At 50.2% G+C, this 15,479-nt stretch carries 14 protein-coding genes and 1 tRNA gene; 9 read left to right on the top strand and 6 right to left on the bottom strand.

Translation table 11 applies throughout. From position 1 onward, the window contains the following. Positions 1-18: 18 nt before the first annotated feature. The 6 genes from SD10_RS30015 (at position 19) to SD10_RS08935 (ending at position 3,585) form a co-directional block, all read left to right on the top strand. The gene (locus SD10_RS30015) at positions 19-816 is read left to right on the top strand and encodes a hypothetical protein (protein WP_052731135.1); all 798 of its coding nucleotides are present in this window, start codon (positions 19-21) and stop codon (positions 814-816) included. Then, a complete protein-coding gene (locus tag SD10_RS08955; protein WP_046573492.1) occupies positions 816-1,001 on the top strand; it encodes a hypothetical protein in 186 nt (61 codons plus the stop codon). Before SD10_RS30015 ends, SD10_RS08955 begins: the two co-directional genes overlap by 1 nt. Continuing rightward, positions 998-1,282 carry a hypothetical protein gene (locus SD10_RS08950; protein WP_046573491.1) on the top strand — a complete coding sequence of 95 codons (285 nt, stop codon included), beginning with the start codon at positions 998-1,000 and terminating at the stop codon, positions 1,280-1,282. The genes SD10_RS08955 and SD10_RS08950 overlap by 4 nt, the downstream gene beginning before the upstream one ends. Further along, a complete protein-coding gene (locus SD10_RS28680) occupies positions 1,275-1,955 on the top strand; it encodes a PD-(D/E)XK nuclease-like domain-containing protein (protein ID WP_052731134.1) in 681 nt (226 codons plus the stop codon). The genes SD10_RS08950 and SD10_RS28680 overlap by 8 nt, the downstream gene beginning before the upstream one ends. After that, positions 1,952-3,001, top strand: a complete 1,050-nt coding sequence (locus SD10_RS08940; protein WP_046573490.1) for a phosphoadenosine phosphosulfate reductase domain-containing protein — start codon at positions 1,952-1,954, stop codon at positions 2,999-3,001. The genes SD10_RS28680 and SD10_RS08940 overlap by 4 nt, the downstream gene beginning before the upstream one ends. 140 nt (positions 3,002-3,141) lie before the next feature. After that, entirely contained in the window at positions 3,142-3,585 is a 444-nt protein-coding gene (locus SD10_RS08935; RefSeq protein ID WP_158500554.1) for a helix-turn-helix domain-containing protein, read from the top strand. Between the two features lie 388 nt (positions 3,586-3,973). Here the strand turns inward: SD10_RS08935 and SD10_RS08925 are convergent, their stop codons facing one another. The 3 genes from SD10_RS08925 to SD10_RS08915 form a co-directional block, all read right to left on the bottom strand. Then, entirely contained in the window at positions 3,974-4,270 is a 297-nt protein-coding gene (locus SD10_RS08925; RefSeq protein WP_046573487.1) for a hypothetical protein, read from the bottom strand. Between the two features lie 320 nt (positions 4,271-4,590). After that, positions 4,591-5,922, bottom strand: coding sequence for a phage integrase SAM-like domain-containing protein (locus tag SD10_RS08920; protein ID WP_148562409.1), 1,332 nt, complete (start codon positions 5,920-5,922; stop codon positions 4,591-4,593). A 239-nt stretch (positions 5,923-6,161) separates the two neighbouring features. Continuing rightward, positions 6,162-6,233: transfer RNA gene (locus SD10_RS08915), tRNA-Glu, on the bottom strand. Positions 6,234-6,415: 182 nt separating this feature from the next. Between SD10_RS08915 and SD10_RS08910 the strand changes: the two genes are divergently transcribed. The 3 genes from SD10_RS08910 to SD10_RS08900 all read left to right on the top strand — a co-directional run bounded on the left by SD10_RS08910 (position 6,416) and on the right by SD10_RS08900 (position 11,684). Beyond that, on the top strand, positions 6,416-9,022 hold the full coding sequence (locus SD10_RS08910) for a M14 metallopeptidase family protein (RefSeq protein WP_046573485.1): 2,607 nt from the start codon (positions 6,416-6,418) through the stop codon (positions 9,020-9,022). A gap of 128 nt (positions 9,023-9,150) precedes the next feature. Next, the gene (locus SD10_RS08905; RefSeq protein ID WP_046579268.1) at positions 9,151-11,391 is read left to right on the top strand and encodes a carbohydrate binding family 9 domain-containing protein; all 2,241 of its coding nucleotides are present in this window, start codon (positions 9,151-9,153) and stop codon (positions 11,389-11,391) included. 98 nt (positions 11,392-11,489) lie between these two features. Next, the gene (locus SD10_RS08900; protein ID WP_046573484.1) at positions 11,490-11,684 is read left to right on the top strand and encodes a hypothetical protein; all 195 of its coding nucleotides are present in this window, start codon (positions 11,490-11,492) and stop codon (positions 11,682-11,684) included. 103 nt (positions 11,685-11,787) lie between these two features. Here SD10_RS08900 and dapA read toward each other — a convergent pair whose 3' ends face one another. The 3 genes from dapA to ligA form a co-directional block, all read right to left on the bottom strand. After that, a complete protein-coding gene (gene dapA, locus SD10_RS08895; RefSeq protein WP_046573483.1) occupies positions 11,788-12,699 on the bottom strand; it encodes a 4-hydroxy-tetrahydrodipicolinate synthase in 912 nt (303 codons plus the stop codon). Positions 12,700-12,763: 64 nt separating this feature from the next. After that, positions 12,764-13,312, bottom strand: a complete 549-nt coding sequence (locus SD10_RS08890) for a hypothetical protein (protein WP_046573482.1) — start codon at positions 13,310-13,312, stop codon at positions 12,764-12,766. A gap of 52 nt (positions 13,313-13,364) precedes the next feature. Next, positions 13,365-15,410 (bottom strand): NAD-dependent DNA ligase LigA, encoded by a 2,046-nt coding sequence (ligA, locus tag SD10_RS08885; protein ID WP_046573481.1) that lies wholly within the window; start codon positions 15,408-15,410, stop codon positions 13,365-13,367. Positions 15,411-15,479: the final 69 nt, after the last annotated feature.

Genomic DNA, 15,479 nt, shown 5'->3' with positions numbered 1-15,479 from the left:
GGCCTAAACTCTTTTTGTATGCATTTCTCAGATCATTTTCGCGCCCTGGCTTCGTATATCCGGCTCAACTCGCCCGAAGGTACTCAGCTTATTACGCGTACTATCCAGACGCCCGAGTCCCTCGATTACAAAGCCATCAAAGCGTTACTGCTCAATTGCTGGTCGGCTGAATACGCTTTGCGTATAACACCCGTCGTTAACGACGAGCAGTATTTGCAATCGTCTCTGCACTGGACATTCCCACAGGCTTATTACTCTGTGCTGTTTTCGTCGAGAGCGTTTCTGGCTGCAATGGGCAACAACATCTCAAATGAGAATAACATAGGTCGCGCTGTTGGTAATCTGATAGCAACCGAGTATTACCCTCACTCGCTAAGTTTCTACGCCTACGGTCAAAATCGAATCACCGTGACCCGGACGAGCAATCATGGCTTGGTTCGCATTATGCGTATTACGCGCCAACGGGAGTTAAAAAAGAACATGTGCAGCCCTCATAATGGACCAATCGGCCGAACGACGTTTTTCAACCTAATGAGTCGGCTCCGAATCTCGTCGACCGACCGCGACATCGAAAAGATGGTAAACCTCGACGAGTTCAACGTCCGCGAATTTCACGCTGACCTAATGGACATCGTTGCCCACATCAACAGCGTACATGAGTGTTACGTCGCTCAGGTGCTGGGTATTGATATGTACAGGGAGTTAATGGATAAACTGCCCAGCTACCTGCGGGAGAGCTTTGTTAGTGAGCGACTTAATACCGTCGTCGTGCCTAACGTCTGGGATCTACAGGCATCACAAACCGAGCCTTTCTGATGAACGCTGAAATCATACCACAATCCCGCGTCCGTGTGGCCGTCCACCGACGCGGGTTCCACGTCCGCAATTTTACCGGTACCGTGATTGGCTGGACATCGAGCGGCCTGATCAAAGTCATGGAGGATAAAAAGGATAAGGCCCGGTGCTACAGTAGTGAACACGTTAAACTGATACGACAATGACCGATTTACTGAACACGGTACGAATCGAATACGACGAAGAAAGCGCGCGCCTGACAGCCATCGTGCATTGCACAAACGAGAAAGAGTTTCGGGAAGACATCCACCTTAAACTCATGTATACCCACTATACCGGTAACGCAACTCTTTTCTGTCACGGCGTCGAAGGGAACTACCTGCTTTTAGGCACCTATGAAATCAACGAGGCTGATTATGCAAAACAAATTGAGGCCGACATCATCTCCGGCACATACCCCTATCTAACCCTGCTCCCCAATGACTGACCATCAATACAGAACCTATCCAGCCTACTCCAATAGTGACCTCAGCGAGCTATTTGCAATGCGTACGGGCGGACAAATCAAGCCCATCGACCCCAAAGCCGCCCTGTTCGGTACGGTCTTTCACAGCTTGATTCTGGAGCCCAATACGTCTAACCTATGGGATAAGCTGCACGTCAAAGACCAGGCGCATTTACTCAAGATGAAAGCCAGCATCAAGAAGACCGTACCAAACTGGGTCGAACACTGGCAGACGCCGGGCTGTCACGAAATAGAGAAGTACTGGACCTGTCCACGGACGGGCCTGTCCCTCAAAGCCAAGATTGACGCCCAGTGGCTTAACCCGCCCGCCGTACTTTTTGATTTAAAAACTACTTCAGCCCGTAGCGGACAGGAATTCTTTGATTGTTTTGTTAGGTATGGCTACGACCGACAAGCGGCCTTTTACTTAGATGCTTTTGGTTTTGAGTACAGTTTTATTTTCGTCGGTGTCCAGAAGCGGAGTCCGTACGAGGTATTCACGGTCAACATGAATATGAGCCACGACCGGCGAGCGATGATCGATATGGCCAGACGCAAAAACGCCCGGTTGCTGGGTGATGCGTTCAAAGAGAGTCAGAAACCGGACGGCTGGCGCCCCTCCAGCTGGAGCCGAAAGGAGGAGGCTGACGCATGAATCAGCTAGCCCTTTTTCCTCAATCAGCTACGTTAGCCATCCCTGACGTTATTCGTAAAGCCTTATCAGATGGTGCAACATTAGCCATCAGTATCAGCGGTGGTAAGGATTCTCATGCTCTTTTAATTGAGCTTTCACGATGGTTTCGTCAGCAACATTTTAATGGTCAGTTGTTTGCCATTCATGCGGATTTAGGCCGCGCCGAATGGCCACAAACACCCGACTTTGTAAAACGCATTTGCGAAGAGAATGACGTACCCTTGATTGTTGTACAACGTGCCAAAGGTGACTTGGTAGCCCGCTTAGAAGAGCGGCTAGAAGCTACCAGTGGAACTGGTAAGCCGTTTTGGCCCGATGCTCAGAACCGGTATTGCACCTCACACAACAAGTCAGGCCCTATCGATATAGAGTTACGAAAACCTTTTTGGCCATCGGCTGCCAATCGGTATTGCACATCTGATTCGAAGCGAGGTCCGATTGACACTGCTTTACGGGCTGAAAATCCGGTTATTATTTCCGCTGAAGGCGTTCGGGGTGATGAGAGTTCAGCAAGGGCCAAAAAGGCAGTGGTTGAAGTTCGTACGGGAATAACAGCTAGTAGTACTGATCCAATCCGTAACCTGTCGGCTATGACGCCTGCTCAGTCTCTTTTCTGTCAACAAAAAGGTCAACGCGTGGCATTCAACTGGCGACCACTGCTATACTGGAATGAAGAGATGATTTGGGATAGCATCGGCACCAGTTTGGCCGAGCTACGCGAACGGCAGGCTATGTACAAAGCAGGCTTATACGATCCCGCTCTGCGAGGGTGGTTAGCGCATCCAGCCTATGTATTTGGTAATACACGCCTATCCTGCGCCCTATGTGTACTAGGTTCTAAATCTGATTTGACGAACGGGGCAAATCATAACCCAGACCTATATCGACATTATTTGGAGCTTGAACGAGCGGGTAATAGTACGTTTAAAAACGGCTGGTCGCTGTCGGAACTACCTGTAACTGGCAGGGCAAAAGAATTGAGAGATGAGTATTTAAGTGGTAGATAAATCACTGATTTAAACGAAAAACCCCTGCACGAAGCCTCGGAAACTTGACGTGCAGGGGAATATGAACACAGACGCTTATTTCAATGCTCACGGTGCAAAGGTATGACAGCCGGGCCGTGAGCGCAACACTCCATGCCCAAATGAGACCACTCAACCAACTGACAAACGGTACTTTACTCGCCTTAAAAACCGCGCTCGACGGCTACCAGCGGTTTGAGCATAGCGAACCGATGATCGCCGATTATTTCGGCCGTATTCTTGACTCGCTGATCGGCCCGCTGACCGATATTAACATCTGGGCGATTCGCAATCTGATTAACGAGGAGGACCGTCGTCGTAGCAATCAAGTAGCGATCAAGCCGGTCAATCCAAAAGTTTACGAGAATGTGCTTAAGCTGAGTCCGCCCGAACTCCGGGTTTTAAAGCTCATCGGCGACGGCTACCGGATGGAGATCATTGCCGACCTGTTAAATGTCTCCTATCGTACTGTCGTCAATCACAAAGTGAATATTTCGGCTAAACTGGGTTTGGGCAGTAGCCGCGACCTGATCAAATTTGCCATCGACAATCTGACAATTTTATAACCACCTCACAACGTGAAAAAAGCAATCATACTCTTTGTAATCGCGGCTTTAGCCGTTCAGTTTGTGCAGGCCAAGCGGGCCGTTAAAACGCGGGTCGTTGTTACCGTTGTAAGAGGTTGGTAAATTATTATCTTGCATTCTCATCAAACCACACAGTTATGTTTATCGAATTCGTAACCACATTTGGCGGTAAGGAGATACCCCTTCTTGTTAATACAAACCTAATTACCTTTATAAGTCCTGCTACTGACGGAAGAGCCGTTTTGAAATTCACTAACGGAGACATTAGAACCCTTAGTGAATCATACGTAAATGTTCGAAATACAATTAATGATGCCCAAAGAGGATAGACTTTGAAATAGAGAATCAGCTAAAAAAAGCCCGGCCATTACGACCGGGCTTTTTTTATGATCTGATCCATAGCCTCCATCAGCAGTTGGTGAGACAGATCGGCGATCTCGTCCAGGTACTCGACTACATACAAATTATAGACTCTAATCACCTCGGCGACGCTAAAATCAGTTTTCTCTACTTGGAGTACGCTTCTAGCTTCAGGCAATACCTCGGCTAGTTTGGGTGATAACTTAATAAAAACTGTTGGAGCCTGTAACGGCACATTGACATTATCGACAAAAGGCAATTGATTTACGGCCAACACTGCTAAGGCAAGATCTTTTTCACTCATGAATTCGTAATTAGACTAAAGCTTATTAACTAGAAATCATGGTGTTAGTTTGTCACTAGTCGTATATTACAGTCCGCTATCCAATCTGTTTATGAATTTATTCACCCGTTGGTACTTTGAACACGACCGTTATCCCTGGCTTATTTGCTCGATCTACGAATTACAGGGGCCACAATACAGTAAGCACTTTACCATTCCCCTGAATTAATTCAACCCTACCCTTCTGTGGTGCGTATAAGTTGGACCGTCAGCCTCGTAGATGCTGATAAAAACAAACGGCAGACCTGGTACGGCAGTAAATATCCATCGGCTATATCTGGTCATATCAGAGAGCTTTTTTTGACCCGGCTCCGGGCGCGGTCGACGGCGCTACCAATGATGCGGGCGTAATGACGCTCGGTCGTACTTATCCGTTTGTGCCCCAGCATCCGGCTCACCTCCCCGATGTAGTACCCATTAATAAGCATCAGACAGCCAAATGTTTTACGGGCAGTCTTATTGGTAATGCGCCAGGTGATACCCAGCACACCCTCGATCTGATCGGTATAGCGGTTGACGGCGGCTCCGGATATATCTTCCGGCCCTTCCGGATGAACCGCGAATAACCACTCAACCTCGTCCAGTAGCGGCACGTCGTATTCTTCATGGGGCGGCTTTAGACGTTTGCCCAGAATTTTACGCCCCGATGGACCGACGCGCTCAAAGCCGTGACGTGACCGGGCATACGCTACCGCGTCGGGATAATCCAGTCCGGTGCAGCACATCAAGAGAAACCACCAAAGCGCGGTACCTTTCGTTCGCTTCCAATTCAGGGTAAACAGCTTGGCGACGTGTTCGGGCTCTAAAAACAGGATCTCCTTATCGTCGTAACGGGGCCAGGACTGTTTCTCTACGTTGTTGCGCTCGATCAGCTCCGCGTCAACCATGTACTGCAACACCTGCCCAATTTTGCCGATGTAGCGGGAGGCCATTGCCGCCGAAATGGGCTTCGACTGCTTTTTGCTTTTCTGGGTCTGAAGCCACTTATGATAGTCCTTCAGCCAGGACAGGGTTATTTTCTGGCAGGCCGGTACGGGCGTATTGTGCGCTTTGGCCCAGGCGCGGAGTAGGTCGAGTCCTCTCTTCCACCGGCCTACATCAATGGTTTGGGTTTTGGTAGGCGTCGGGCCGTAGTGCCGCTCAAGTGCAGCCACTCGGGAACTGTACACATCGACCAGCGATGTGTCGCCGGACAAAAGAGGAATCGTAGGCTTTTGTTTGCCAAGCTGCCAGCCGTTTTCTGGATTCCAGTCGGGCAATTTTCCTTCCTGGATCTGGTAGCAAACCGATTTGACGGTTGGCGGAAAATCGGGGTTCACCTGGGCAATGGCGCATTGCCGGTCGAATACCTCCAGTATATACGCTTTAAGTTTGGGCAGGTGTTTGTTGACTGTATCATCCCGGCGCGATGATGCCTGATCCTCGACCTGCCATTCCTTGGGGTTGACCAGTAGCTTACTACCGGTCACAGGCGGATAAACGGCCCCAAAGTGGTCCCGCTGACCATTGACCGTAATCCAGACTTGCAGGGGGTGCGGATTAGCATAGACCTGCCCCTTTTTGGGAGAGCGCAATGCAAAGCGTATACTGATCGGCATTCGTTTCGTACTCACCGTATGTTTTAGTTGTGTGGTATATTCGAGTTGAAATATACTATGCAACGACGGCGATTGTTAAGGAACTATTAAGTATTTTAATTGGCAAAACGTGTGTGCAAGGTGTGTGCAAATTCGTGTGTGCAAAAAAATATGCACCTATGCACACCTGAAACGGGGTATCGCTGGGAGCAGAAGGGCCTAAAATGACAAAACCCGCTTTCGGCGGGTCTGTCGTGGGAAGAAAATAATGTTAGTGACCGATACGGGAATCGAACCCGTGTTACCGCCGTGAAAGGGCGATGTCCTAACCGCTAGACGAATCGGCCGTCTTGTTTAAAAGACCCAACCTTTTGGCTTGTTGCCGCTGTGTTGGCGAATCGTGGTGCAAAGGTAAGGCGATGTTTTTAAAATGCAATAGGAGCTACTAAAATTTTTTCAAAAAAAGGGTTTCTGAGTGTTTTAGTGCTATTTTTGAGGTGATTAGCTATTAATTTTTTTCATCACCTACATGAAACACTTCTTGCTGCTTGCAGGTCTGACAGTCGCATCACTGACTATTCAGTCCGAGTCGGCATCTGCACAGTCAACTTCCTCTACATCGGCCGTTGCATCTTCCGCTCCGATCGATTCACCCGCTAAATTCCTTGGCTATCAGATTGGAGAACGGTTCACGCCACATTACCGCGTTCTGGCTTATGCTGAACAAGTGGCCCGCCAACTTCCTAAACGCATTAAACTTATCCCCTATGGCACAACCTACGAAGGTCGCCAGTTGATGGTCGTTGCGATTGGTTCGGAAGAAAACATGAACCGGTTGGAAGAAATCCGAACAAATAATTTGAAGCGCATTGGCCTGATGGATGGGACGCCGACGGCCGCAGCTCAACCGCCTATTGCCTGGCTGAGCTACAACGTTCACGGCAATGAAGCCGTCAGTTCTGAAACGTTCATGGATGTGCTGTATCGGTTGCTCAGTTCGTCGGATGCCGTATCGCAGAAAATCATGAACACAACGGTGGTTATTCTCGATCCGGGCTTGAACCCCGATGGGCATGATCGGTATGTGAACTGGTACAACCAAATGGTGGGTCGCACACCCGACCCGACCCCCTCTGCCCGCGAGCACAACGAACCCTGGCCAGGTGGTCGTTATACCCACTACCTGTTCGATCCTAACCGCGACTGGGCCTGGCAAACGCAGGAGATTACCCAGCAACGCATGGCGCTCTACCAGCAGTGGATGCCCCATCTTCACGGCGATTTCCACGAAATGGGCGTTGAGAGCCCTTATTATTTTGCTCCCTCCGCCAAACCCTACCATGAAGACATAACGCCTTTTCAGCGGAAGTTCCAGCAAACCATTGGCGACTATTGCAGCCGCTACTTCGACAAAAATGGCTGGCTTTACTACACACGCGAGCGTTTTGATCTGTTTTACCCCAGCTATGGCGACACATACCCAACCTACAACGGGGCTATTGGAATGACCTTTGAGCAGGGCGGCAGTGGCCGGGCGGGGCTCGCTATTGAAAAAGCGGACGGTGATACCCTTACCCTGCGCCAGCGGATCGACCACCACGTGGCATCCAGTATAGCCACGCTCGAATCCGTAGCCGACCGGCCCGCCGAGATTGTGAAGGAATTCGGACAATTTTTCGATAAATCGCGCAATACACCGATTGGGGTCTATAAAAGTTATGTCATTAAGTCCAATGGCGATGCAGGCCGGTTGAAAGCGTTGCAGAAGCTCCTGGAACGCAACAAAATCAGTTATGGCTACTCGGGTAAAGCCCAAACTGTGGCGAGTGGATTTAACTACATCACGCAGAAGAACGATAAGAACGTATCGGTTGCTGCCGACGACATTGTGATCAGCGCCTACCAGCCTAAATCAACGCTGCTGAAAATTCTGTTTGAACAAAACTCCGCGCTGGAAGACTCCGCGACGTATGACATTACGGCCTGGTCATTGCCGTATGCGTTCGGTTTGCAAACCTATGGGCTGACAGCGCGAATCAATCCGGGGAGCACTCAACCACCCGCCGTTAGCAGTTCAACCTCAACAACCGGCTCCACCGCGGCATCCCGGCCGTATGCTTACCTTGTGCGCTGGCAGTCATTGCCGGCGGTACAGATGCTGGCAGGATTGCTTAAACAAAAAATCAGGGTCCGGGCGGCCGAAAAGCCATTTGATGTCGAAAACAAAACGTACCCTTCAGGCACGCTCATCGTCACCCGCGCTGGCAACGAGCGCTTCGGTGAACGCTTCGACGCGCTCGTTCGGGCGGAAGCAACGAAAACAGGAGCTGACCTGACGCCGGTTCAAACGGGCTTCGTGAGCAAGGGGTCGGATTTTGGGTCAGATTTCGTCACCGGGTTGAAGGCTCCCCGGGTTGGCGTCGTTATTGGTGAAGGAACTCCTCCGCCATCAGCGGGTGAAGTATGGCATTTCTTCGATCAGGAATTGAACTACCCTCTTGCTCTTATTGACGGCAACACGCTCGGCAACGTACAGTGGAACAAGCTGGATGTGCTGATTCTGCCGACAAACTACAACTACGGTCGCTACCTGACCGAGAAAAATTTAGCCTCCATCCGGGAATGGATACGGGCGGGCGGCAAACTGATTGCCCTGGAGCGGGCCGCATCGTTTCTGGCCGGAAAGGAAGGGTTTGATTTGAAAGAGAAGGACGATAAAGGGAAGGACAAGAGCAAAGATAAAAGCAGCGTACTCGACTCCCTCAAGCTTTACATTGACCGCGAACGGACGGCCATAGCGGATGATATTCCGGGTAGTATCTACCGGGTCGACGTCGATACGTCTCACCCACTCGGCTTCGGCCTGTCGGGGGGCTATTACTCGCTGGTGCAGAATGCCTACAACTTTGATTTCCTGAAAGATGGCTGGAATGTAGGGTACCTCAAAACGACGAACTACGTAGCGGGTTTCTCCGGCAGAAACGCCAAAGAGAAGCTAAAAAACACGCTGGTTATGGGCGTTCAGGAGCTTGGCCGGGGTAGTGTCGTTTACCTGGCCGACGACCCCTTGTTCCGGGGTTTCTGGTACAATGGCAAACTCCTGTTTGGCAACGCCGTGTTCATGGTTGGCAATTAAGTTGACTTTTTTCGTAACGCTTAGAGACGCAACGATTCATTTATCGTTGCGTCTCTATTTATGCAATCAGGTGGGGTAAATTCAACCCTTATTTCCCTTTTATCATTGACTTATAACGTATTTGTTTGGTGAGACGTTTACTTCTTTTTTCACTTCTTCTGTGTGCTGCTGGTTTCACTCCACTGCTGGCTCAGAAGAAAAATGAACAGTATCAGCTTCATATCAGCCGGGCAACATCGCCCATTGTTGTCGATGGAACCGTTGACGAACCTGCCTGGCAAGCGGCCGAAGTAGCGTCTGATTTCTGGATGGTATTGCCCATGGATACCAGCCGGGCTAAGGTTCGTACCGACGTTCGGATGGCGTATGACGATCACCACATTTATCTGAGCGCCGTTTGTTATCATGGAAACGTGGAAGGCCCGTATATTGTCGAATCGCTGCGTCGTGACTGGAGTTTCACCAAAAATGACAACTTCATTTTCTTCATGGACACCTTCGATGACCAGACAAACGGGTTTACGTTTGGCACCAATGCGGCTGGCGCCCAGTGGGATGGTTTGTTATATGAAGGCGGCAAAGCAAATTTAAGCTGGGATAATAAATGGACCTCTTCGGTTAAGAACTACGCTGACCGCTATGTTCTCGAACTGGCGATTCCCTTTAAAACAATCCGCTATAAACGAGGCATTTCCCGCTGGGGAATCAACTTCAGCCGACAGGATCTGAAAACAACCGAAAAGTCATCCTGGACGCCCATCCAGCGCCAGTTTCCGACGGCTTCGCTGGCCCTGACGGGTGTTCTGGTCTGGGATCAGCCACCACCACAGCCTGGCCCCAATATTTCCCTGATTCCGTATGCCCTAAGCGGCATGACCCGCGATTACCAGAACGGCGTACCAACCCAGAATCGGTTCGATGCCGGTCTGGATGCTAAAGTCGCCATTACGTCGTCCTTAAATCTTGACCTGACCGTTAACCCGGATTTTTCGCAGGTTGATGTCGATCAGCAGGTGACCAACCTGGACCGCTACGAACTGTTTTTTCCCGAAAAGAGACAGTTCTTCCTCGAAAACGGTGACCAGTTTACCAACTTCGGTTATGCGACCATTCGCCCTTTTTTCAGTCGCCGGATTGGCCTCGGCGGGGTTCCTATTCGCTTCGGTGCCCGGCTGAGTGGCAAGCTAAACAAAGACTGGCGCATTGGCATTATGGACATGCAGACGGGGGGCGTCGATTATTCAGGGTCTGGCGTAGAGTCGCTTCCAGCTCAGAATTTCGCGGTTGTCGCCCTGCAACGGCGTATATTCGCCCGGTCGAATATTGGCCTGATGTTTGTCAATAAAGAATCGCTCGGTTATACACCAACCACAGATAAGCCTGCTTACACCCGATACAACCGAAATTTCGGTTTGGAATACAATCTGGCTTCAGCCAATAACGTCTGGTCAGGAAAAGCGCTGTATGTTAAGTCGTTCAGTCCGGACGTTAGTGGTACAGACCAATCCGGCAGCGACGCCGTTTATGCCGCTAACCTGCAGTACAACACACGCCAATGGCTTATTGGTGGGCAAGTCGAATCGGTTGGCAAGAATTATACGGCCGAAGCCGGTTATGTGCCACGCCGGGCGTATGAACGGGTGATGGGCACCCTGGGCTATACCTTTCTGCCAACGGCCAGCGGTGTGCTGAGTCATGGCCCGACCGTGGTATCGACCTATTTTTTCGATCCGGCTGGCCGGCAAAGCGACAACGAAACGATGCTCAGTTACATCGTTACATTCCGGAGCAAAAGTGTATTTACGGGCTGGGTTGCTACTGACTATGTGCGGTTATTACAACCCTTCGACCCAACCAATACAGGTCGGCAAACGCTGGCAACGGGCACGCAGCACAACTGGACTGCCTGGGGAACGGACTTCGACTCGAAACCGCAGAGTGTATTCACCTATGGTTTTTCAACCCGTTATGGTGGGTATTACGACAACGGTACCCGGCTGAACCTGACCGCCGATTTGGGTTACCGGTTCCAGCCTTACGTAAGTTTAGCAGCCAGTGCCAGTTATAACGACATTCGTTTGCCCCAGCCCTGGGGTCAAACGACGTTCTGGCTGGTTGGGCCCCGCTTCGATGTAACGCTCACGAACACGCTCTACCTAACCACCTTTGTTCAGTACAATGAACAGCAAAAAAACATGAATGTCAATGCTCGGATTCAGTGGCGTTACAAGCCTGCTTCCGACTTTTTCCTGGTCTATACGGACAACTATTTACCCAACTCAGCCCAGATCGGTCAGGATGTTCCGGGCTTCTTTTCGGTGAAGAACCGGGCGCTGGTGCTGAAGTGGACATACTGGTGGAATCTGTGAGGCTTCGTGTTTTAAACAAACTGAGTTTGTGCCTGTTTTATTGACAATTCGCCGATTGGCGAGTGGATATTAACTACACGATAACCAGTCAACGTTTTATGAAAACTCTTCTGCGTTTTTTTCCATCTGCTCTCGTAGCGGTCTTCATGACCCTGTTTCTGACCAGTTGTGCAGCTATTGGCGATATATTCAAAGCCGGTGCCTATACAGGTATCATTGGGGTAATTGTAGTTCTTGCCATTGTTATCTGGCTTGTATCGAAGCTTTTTGGTGGTGGCGGCCGAAATTCGTAACAAACCCTTTATTCATAAAGCAAAATGGCGATTCCGGTCTGGAATCGCCATTTTGTTTTATAGAACATAATTTTAACAGAAGTTTAATAGCGACCTAAAATCTTCAGGCCACCAGTTCCAGCAGGTTATCGCGCTGAAGTACGGCCCGCTGACGTTCACTCAAATCGTCGGATGCTTTCATCAATGGCAAGCGAACCTCTGCTGACATAAGGCCCATGATCTCAAGAATATTTTTTACACCCACCGGGTTTCCTTCTTCATACAGAAGCGGATCGATGCGCAGGAAATGACCCAGCTCTTTTCGGGCAAAGGCAAAATCGCCCTGCAACGCGGCCTCGATCAAGCCCGTGAATTTGGCAGGAAATGCATTGGCAATCACCGACATCACACCTACGCCACCGATGCTGATGATGGGTACGGCCTGCACATCGTCGCCGGAGATAAGCAGAAAATCATCGGGTTTATCGCGGGCTATTTCCATGCACTGCTCGATCACGCACGAAGCCTCTTTAACCCCGATAATATTCGGGTGCTGCGCCAGTTCGCAAATCGTTTCGGCGCTCATGTTGATGCCCGTTCGAAACGGAATATTGTAGAGAATAACCGGTACCGGACTGGCATCGGCCACGCGCGTAAAATGCTCAATGACCCCCCGTTTACCAGGTTTATTGTAGTATGGGCAAACCGACAGAATGGCATCGACGCCCTCAAAATCAATGTCCTTCATACCCGACACGACATCGGCCGTTACATTACCGCCCACCCCAAAAACGATGGGTAGATTTTTCGGGTTGTTTTCCTTAAGGTATTGCAACAACTGAGCTTTTTCCTGTTTAGTCACCGTCGGCGATTCGCCGGTTGTGCCCTGCAGGACGATGTAACGAACGCCCCCATCAGCGATGTGCCGGACGATGCGGCCAAAGCCGTCGAAATCAATTGAATAATCGGCATTGAAGGGCGTCACGATGGCGACGCCTACGCCGTGAAATTTACCGTATTGGCTACGAGTATCCATTAGTTAACTGGAAACAGGAATTTATTATCACAAAGTTACGTGAATTTAGGCGGGAGTCGTGCGTTTAGGCCGTCATTGTCAGCGAGAAATCTCTGGGCACAAAATAAGCGGGTGTTTTTAACTCAAAGACCTCGTCGTGGATGGACGCTACATACAAACCCGCAGCCATTGCCTTATCCCGAACCTCTCTGGCCCCTTGCACGCAGGCCAGTATGCCGAACAGTTTTTTATGGGCGTATTCGGGATGGAACCGCCGGAACCGATCCAGACTTTTCAGCAACTGATCAATATCAAGCTCTTTAAGATGACTTTTCACTTCCACCAAAACAACTGTATTTACGTCGCCATTCGCCAGGCCCAGCACGTCGATTTCCAGGGTATCGGGGCCGTATTCCGTTTTGTAGTTTGTGGTGATCGTTGTCATGCCGAACTGCTTACGCAGTACTTTTTCCATGGAAGGAAACGCCATGCCTTCGGTAAAGCTACCGAACTTGTTACCAATGTCGCCGACAATCTTGGTAACCCGGCCAATCTCCCGTTCATTGTTTCGTTGTTGTTCCGCAATCTCCTTAAGAATAACGCGGATGTCGTCAAAGTTGGTTGTCGCTTCCATAGTTCGGTGGGTTTATCTACCACAAAGGTAACGAATTCAGTATCAATCGCGTTTACACGTTCAGCATGGCCATAAACTCATCTTCACCGATCATGGCTACGTTTAATTTGCGGGCTTTCTCAACTTTAGATGGGCCCGCATTTTCACCGACAATCAGGTAGTTCAGCTTCTTGGAAATTCCGCTGAGCAATCTGCCGCCGTTAGCTTCGATGCGGGATTCGAGTTCCTCGCGGCTAAAATTCTCGAAGGTACCCGTATACAGAAAGGTTTTCCCTGTTAGTGAATCGCCCTCCTGCTCCACCACTTTTTTCTCACCAGCAAATTGTAGACCGGCTGCCCGGAGCGCTTCTACATATTCCCGATTTTCGGGGTCGGCAAACCAGGCGACAACGCTCTCGGCAATGCGTGGCCCTGTGTCGGGTACGGCCAGCAGGGCTTCCGGACTGGCGTTCATGATGGCATCCATCGACCCAAAATAATCTGTCAGTTTCTCGGCGGTGGTGTTACCCACATACCGGATGCCCAGCGCAAACAGCACGTTGGGCAGCGGCTGCGCTTTCGAGCGGTCGATAGCCGTCAGGATATTTTCGACCGTCTTTTCCCGGAAACTGACGATTCGCTTTTTGCCCGTTTCTTCATCAAGGAAAACCTTCTCGATTCCCAGTAAGTCGTTTGTCGTCAGTTTATACAGGTCGGCTGGTGTTTGCACCAGTCCCCGGTCGATGAGTAGTTCAATTTTTCCTTCACCCAGGCTCTCGATATTCATGGCTCTACGCTGGATGAAGTGCTCGAACCGGGCCTGCCGCTGGGGCGGACAGCCGCGCTCATTGGGACAATAAAAATGAGCTTCGCCTTCTTTTCGAATCAGGGGCGTTCCACAAGCGGGGCAGGTTGTTGGGTAAATAATGGGCTCACTTTTTTCGGTCCGGCGGTTCAGATCGACACCCGTTATTTTCGGAATGATTTCACCGCCTTTTTCCACAAAAACGGTATCGTGAAGCTGAATGCCCAGCCGTTCGATCTCATTTGAATTATGAAGTGAAGCCCGTTTGACAATGGTTCCGGCCAATAATACGGGCGTTAGTAAGGCAACGGGCGTCACGGCACCTGTCCGGCCAACCTGGTACTGGATTCCATTCAACGTCGTGCTGGCGGCCAGTGCTTTGTATTTAAAAGCAATGGCCCAGCGCGGACTTTTGGCCGTGTAGCCCAGATCCCGCTGCTGATCGTAGCGATTTACTTTTATAACGATGCCGTCCGTATTGAGCGGAAGCTCGAATCGCTTCGTATCCCACTCATTTATATATAGCATCACCTCCCGAATATCGGTGCATTTTCGCCAGGTTTGCGAGACGTTGAAACCCCATTCCTTCAGCGCAATCAGGCTTTCTTCGTGTGTGTGAAAGACCTCAACGTCTGACAGAAATGAGTATAAATAGCAGTCCAGACGTCGTTTGGCCACTGCGGCCGAATCCTGCTGTTTAAACGTTCCGGATGCGGCATTACGCGGATTAGCCAGTAAGGCCTCGCCAATATCTTCCCGCTCCTTGTTAATCCGTTCAAACTCGGCCAATGGCATGAACCCTTCGCCCCGAACCTCAAACAAGGCAGGCACATCGGTTTTATGAATGCGCAACGGCACCGTGCGAATAGTCCGAATGTTGTTGGTAATATCATCGCCCCGAACGCCATCGCCCCGCGTGGCGCCCTGCACCAATACACCATTCTCGTAGGTCATGCTCAGCGCAACCCCATCGAATTTCAATTCACAGATATACTCGTACGATTGACCGTTCAATCCTTTCTGAACCCGTTTATCGAACTCAACAAGGTCTTCTTCGGAGTAGGTGTTGCCCAGCGAAAGCATCGGAAACCGGTGGTACACAGTCTTGAACTCCTTACTGATGGTGCCGCCCACACGGGCTGTTGGCGAATCAGGCTGACGAAACTCGGGATGCTGCGTCTCGAGCGACGTTAGTTCGGCTAATAGTTTATCGAATGTGAAATCATCTACTTCCGAAACACTATTCTGGTAGTATTGATGGTTGTAATAGTTTAGGCGATTTGTCAGTTCGGCAATGCGTTCCTGGGGATTCATAGGCTTAATATGTGATAAATGAGGCAGTCCTGCACTGTAAGTGGCTGCTATAAAAGCGACACCCGTGTC

Origin of the sequence: Spirosoma radiotolerans, assembly GCF_000974425.1 — a bacterium.
In the GTDB taxonomy this organism is placed as follows: Bacteria; Bacteroidota; Bacteroidia; order Cytophagales; family Spirosomataceae; genus Spirosoma; species Spirosoma radiotolerans.
This window is presented reverse-complemented; position numbering and strand designations above follow the sequence as displayed.

Excerpts from the sequence above, each read along its gene's own strand:
- SD10_RS30015 (WP_052731135.1), top strand. The coding sequence starts at position 19 with ATGCATTTCTCAGATCATTTTCGCGCCCTGGCTTCGTATATCCGGCTC.
- SD10_RS08955 (WP_046573492.1), top strand. The coding sequence starts at position 816 with ATGAACGCTGAAATCATACCACAATCCCGCGTCCGTGTGGCCGTCCAC.
- SD10_RS08950 (WP_046573491.1), top strand. The coding sequence starts at position 998 with ATGACCGATTTACTGAACACGGTACGAATCGAATACGACGAAGAAAGC.
- SD10_RS28680 (WP_052731134.1), top strand. The coding sequence starts at position 1,275 with ATGACTGACCATCAATACAGAACCTATCCAGCCTACTCCAATAGTGAC.
- SD10_RS08940 (WP_046573490.1), top strand. The coding sequence starts at position 1,952 with ATGAATCAGCTAGCCCTTTTTCCTCAATCAGCTACGTTAGCCATCCCT.
- SD10_RS08935 (WP_158500554.1), top strand. The coding sequence starts at position 3,142 with ATGAGACCACTCAACCAACTGACAAACGGTACTTTACTCGCCTTAAAA.
- SD10_RS08925 (WP_046573487.1), bottom strand. The coding sequence starts at position 4,270 with ATGAGTGAAAAAGATCTTGCCTTAGCAGTGTTGGCCGTAAATCAATTG.
- SD10_RS08910 (WP_046573485.1), top strand. The coding sequence starts at position 6,416 with ATGAAACACTTCTTGCTGCTTGCAGGTCTGACAGTCGCATCACTGACT.
- SD10_RS08900 (WP_046573484.1), top strand. The coding sequence starts at position 11,490 with ATGAAAACTCTTCTGCGTTTTTTTCCATCTGCTCTCGTAGCGGTCTTC.
- dapA (WP_046573483.1), bottom strand. The coding sequence starts at position 12,699 with ATGGATACTCGTAGCCAATACGGTAAATTTCACGGCGTAGGCGTCGCC.
- SD10_RS08890 (WP_046573482.1), bottom strand. The coding sequence starts at position 13,312 with ATGGAAGCGACAACCAACTTTGACGACATCCGCGTTATTCTTAAGGAG.
- ligA (WP_046573481.1), bottom strand. The coding sequence starts at position 15,410 with ATGAATCCCCAGGAACGCATTGCCGAACTGACAAATCGCCTAAACTAT.